Genomic DNA, 4244 nt, shown 5'->3' on the forward strand with positions numbered 1-4244 from the left:
GAACAGACTTCCGGTCATGACGTCATCCTGAATCAGAGGCACCGCGACGGTGTAATTCAAAGTCCTGCCGTCCGCCCCTGCGACGAAGCCATCCGTCACCTGAATCTCCCTGGTCGAATAGAGCGTCTGCATATATTCACGGCTGGCCAGGCTCGCGGCTTCCTCTCCCAGAGTATAGACCTCGATGTCCTCATCCACATAGCAGATGAACATATACCCGAAATATTGATTGATCTCATCAAGCTTCGCCGTCTTCGACTCCCATGGAACCTCCGGATCATAAAATTCCGGCAGCGCCGCCAGTGAAGTCAGCAGCTTTATGGACTCCCCTACCTTCTGCGATATCTGTGCAGAAGCGCTTTGATACGCGGCCTCCGCGGATTGCCTCATCCTTCGGACCGTAAGACATGCGCCGCTGAACATGACCGCCAGGACACATACGATGCAGAATATGAGAAAACGTCTGCGGATCGGCGCGAAGGGAAAGAGCTCAGCCTCCTGACTGTTCTTTCGTATGACATCTCTCTTCATGCAGCTATCTCCTAATAATCGTAAGTAAATTGACACATGTCCAGTATAGCACAGAAACCATGGTATGACACTAGTTTAATTTCATTGTGCATATTTAACTGCCTGCGGGCAGACCTGCCTTTTTCAGCGCTTGAAAACTCTCATTGCTGACCGCGTGCTCCAGCCTGGCGGCATCTGCATGCGCCTGCTCCGGGGAAACGCCGGCGGCAATCAGCTTTTCCTCGAAGAAGCAGTGTCTCTCAAACACCTCTTCGGCCTCCGCTCTGCCGCTCTCCGTAAGCTCGATGATCCCGTTTCCAGCCTTTGTGATGTAGCCCTGCGCCTGCAGCTGCTTCACCGCCGCGCAGACACTGGGTTTGGAAAGTTCCATGTAATTTGCAATATCAATCGACCGGACCTCCCCGTTCGCCTTCTTCAGGATATAAATAATCTTCAAATAATTTTCACGCGACATCGTCAGTGCCATAGGAACATCTGCCTCCTGTTAACTATTGGTATGGAAAGTAAAATGGTAACTGCAAAATAAAATGTCAGCCGCGAAAGAACCGGTCGTGCCTCTGTCTTCGGTCAACGTCAGCTCCCTCTGCGTCTTCCCGGTACTCAGAGGAGACTTCCTGACTCCGGCGGCAGCGCCGTCTCCGTTCGCTGCCTTCACCGCAGCGTGCCTCCAGATCGTCAATCATGCGGTCTAAATACTCCCTGAATATACTCTGCTCTTCCTCGGAAAGGCAGCCAAAGATATCGTCGGGACCGGCCTGGCTGTTCTCGCTCTCCTCTGCGCTGGCCCCCTTCTCCGTCAAGTGAACGATTATGACCCTTTTATCATTCGGTGACGGCGTCCGCGTGATATAGCCTTTCTTCTCCAGCTTGGACAGCAGTTCTCCGATGGACTGGGGCCTCATACCCAGAATCTCCGACAGCTCCTTCTGGGGAATCTCCGGTTTGATCTTCAACACCTTGAGTACTCTTCCCTGCCCGCTGTAGGGAACGCCGCGATCTCTTAAATTCCGGTGAAAATACCGGTTGAGCAGCCACTGCATCCGCATTAACCGCTCCATCAGTTCGTGTACATTCTGTTTCATCGTCTTTCTCCTCTCATCCCTGTCTTCGTTTGCTCAAAGCTCCGCCGCTCCATATTCCGTTTCCCTGCTGACTGCATAGCCCGCGTCCTTGAGGACAATCCGAAGCGCCGCCTCGTTCACCTCCTGTTTCATATAAATGCTGACCTTTTCATTGAGCAGATTCACCTTTGCCCATACGCCCTCCATGCTGTTTAATGCGTTCTCCACACAGACCGCGCTGTTGCCGGACGACATCCCGGATACTTTTAAACTCGTATGGTATGGATAATGGAATCGATTACGATCCCGAACCTTCACTTTAGGAATGTACGGCTGACCGGACCCGCCGCAGCAGCCCCCTGCCAGACGCAAGGCAGAAAGTCTCAGCGCACAGACCGCCATTGCAAATAAAAACAGACCGATTATTATTGTTGACATGGTACTCCCTCCTTTCAACAGTCAAATACTAAGGTACCTTCTTTTCATATTATAAAGGTACCTTTGTAAAATGTCAAGAAGAGAATGAAGGTACCTTTGCAATTACTGGAGCAATCGAAAACAGGAGGCAGCCGGCCCCCTGTTTTTATTATTTTACTGCATTTTGCTCTCGCAAGAAAGGTTTCCTTATGTTACAATACGAGACAGAACTCCTCACGGCCGATGACGCGCCGCGGAGAAAATCACTAATTTTATTGGAGGTTCCATATGAAAAAATGGGAAGCAATCCGGGAATTCTTAATTATAACCTTTGCCACCGTCATCGTGGCTGCTGCCGTGTTTTTCTTTCTGATCCCCAGCCACGTGTCGGTAGGAAGCATCTCCGGTCTGGCCATTGTTCTGGGCAACTTTATTCCGCTGAACATATCGGCCATCACTCTTGTCTTAAATATCTTCCTTCTGATCCTGGGATTTCTGTTTATCGGCAGGGAATTCGGCGCAAAGACCGTCTATACCTCGCTTCTGCTCCCTGTAATGCTGGGTGTGTTTGAACTGCTTTTCCCGAACAATCAATCGATTACAAACGATGCGTTTCTGGACATGCTCTGCTACATCTTCGTGGTCAGCATCGGACTCGCCATGCTGTTTAACCGAAATGCGTCATCCGGCGGCCTGGATATCGTTGCAAAATTTCTGAATAAATACTTTCACATGGACTTGGGAAAGGCCATGTCCCTTGCCGGCATGTGCGTCGCACTGTCCTCCGCCCTGGTCTACGATAAGAAGATCGTGGTGCTGAGCGTGCTGGGAACGTATTTAAACGGGATCGCACTGGATCATTTCATCTTCGGCTTCAACTTAAAGAAACGGGTGTGCATCATCTCGAAGCGTGAGGAAGAAATCAGGGACTTCATCCTGCACCATCTCCACAGCGGCGCCACCATCTATGAGGCAGTCGGAGCCTACGACAACCAGCCGAAAAAAGAGATCATCACTATCGTCGATAAAAATGAATACGCCATGTTGATGTCCTATATCATGAAAACGGATAAAAATGCATTTGTCACGGTTTACACTGTCAATGAGATCATATACCGCCCGAAGCGCTGAGGCCTGTGCGGAACTGGTTTCTCAGCCATACTCTATCCCACCGACACTTCGCCTTCCCGCATTCTTTTGAAGATGCGTGTCAGCATCCACACGGCCGCGATTGCCAGCACAAATTCCGCCGTGAACTGGGCGTACGTCAGGCCGTAAAGCGGGAATAAGTAATTGAGCGCATAGAGTGCCGGAATCTCCAGAATAATCTTGCGGAGTACGGCGAAGGTAAGAGCCGCTTTTCCCATACCAACCGCCTGAAACACGCCGACTGCCAGGAAATCCATACAGAGAAACGGAAGCGCCAGGCAAAAGCCGCGCAGGAACCGCGTTCCATAGGCGATAATGGCCTCATTGTTCATAAATGCCCTGGTCAGACTGCCCGCCCCAATATAATAGAACACAGAAACGCAGAACAGGAAGGGAAGCAGCGTCTTCACCGTAAAGAGGATGGCCTCCTTCATCCGCTTCCTGTTTCCGCTGGCATAGCTGTAGCTGACCAGCGGCATGATGCCCTGGGAAAAGCCGAGGGCGATCTGCACCGGCACCATATTGATTTTCTGAGCGATTCCCATGGCCGCCACTGCATCGGCCCCAAAGGAAGAGGTGAAATTATTCAAAATCGTCATCCCCGTCACATTAAACAGGTTCTGGATAGCCGCCGGGATTCCCACACCGCACACGCCGAGAATAATCGCCTTCTTCAGTCGGAAATTCTTCGGAAGGATGCAGATAAAGGTATTCGATCTGCGCACATAAAGCAGGACAAAAAAGTAGATGCAGGCCACACAGTTGGATAAAAAGGTGGCAAGCCCCGCTCCGGCCGCCCCCATGTTCAGTCCCCACGGGAGAATAAATATGGGATCGAGGATAATATTTAACAGACATCCGCTCATGGTTCCGATACTGGCATGGAGCGATGCGCCCTCCGATCTCACCAGATATGCCATAACCACGTTCAGGATCGCGGGCGCCGCGCCGAAAGACACGGTCCATTTTAAATACTCCGCCGTAGCCTGCGCCGTGTTCGCATCCGCGCCTAAAAGCGTCAGCAGCGGCTGGTGAAACACGGTACAGGCGAAGGACAGCAGGAAGCCGAAAAACAGCGCGCAGTAG

General features: G+C 51.4%; 5 protein-coding genes and 1 pseudogene. 1 reads left to right on the forward strand and 5 read right to left on the reverse strand.

Translation table 11 applies throughout. The features are described 5' to 3' along the window. From ACLTD4_RS33065 to ACLTD4_RS33080, 4 genes and pseudogenes are all read right to left on the reverse strand, one after another. Positions 1 to 531 (reverse strand): annotated as a pseudogene (locus ACLTD4_RS33065) (GGDEF domain-containing protein); the annotation flags it as partial. A gap of 94 nt (positions 532 to 625) precedes the next feature. Beyond that, positions 626 to 997, reverse strand: coding sequence for a metal-dependent transcriptional regulator (locus tag ACLTD4_RS33070; protein WP_055652785.1), 372 nt, complete (start codon positions 995 to 997; stop codon positions 626 to 628). Positions 998 to 1061: 64 nt separating this feature from the next. After that, positions 1062 to 1613, reverse strand: a complete 552-nt coding sequence (locus ACLTD4_RS33075; protein WP_055652786.1) for a MarR family winged helix-turn-helix transcriptional regulator — start codon at positions 1611 to 1613, stop codon at positions 1062 to 1064. 33 nt (positions 1614 to 1646) lie between these two features. Then, a complete protein-coding gene (locus tag ACLTD4_RS33080; RefSeq protein WP_055652787.1) occupies positions 1647 to 2030 on the reverse strand; it encodes a heavy-metal-associated domain-containing protein in 384 nt (127 codons plus the stop codon). Between the two features lie 267 nt (positions 2031 to 2297). Here ACLTD4_RS33080 and ACLTD4_RS33085 point away from each other — a divergent pair, with 267 nt between their 5' ends. Further along, entirely contained in the window at positions 2298 to 3140 is an 843-nt protein-coding gene (locus ACLTD4_RS33085; RefSeq protein ID WP_055652788.1) for a YitT family protein, read from the forward strand. A 32-nt stretch (positions 3141 to 3172) separates the two neighbouring features. Here ACLTD4_RS33085 and ACLTD4_RS33090 read toward each other — a convergent pair. Then, the coding region (locus ACLTD4_RS33090) for an MATE family efflux transporter (RefSeq protein ID WP_412331940.1) at positions 3173 to 4244 on the reverse strand (1072 nt) is incomplete at its 5' end.

The sequence above is a fragment of the Hungatella sp. genome (assembly GCF_046966825.1).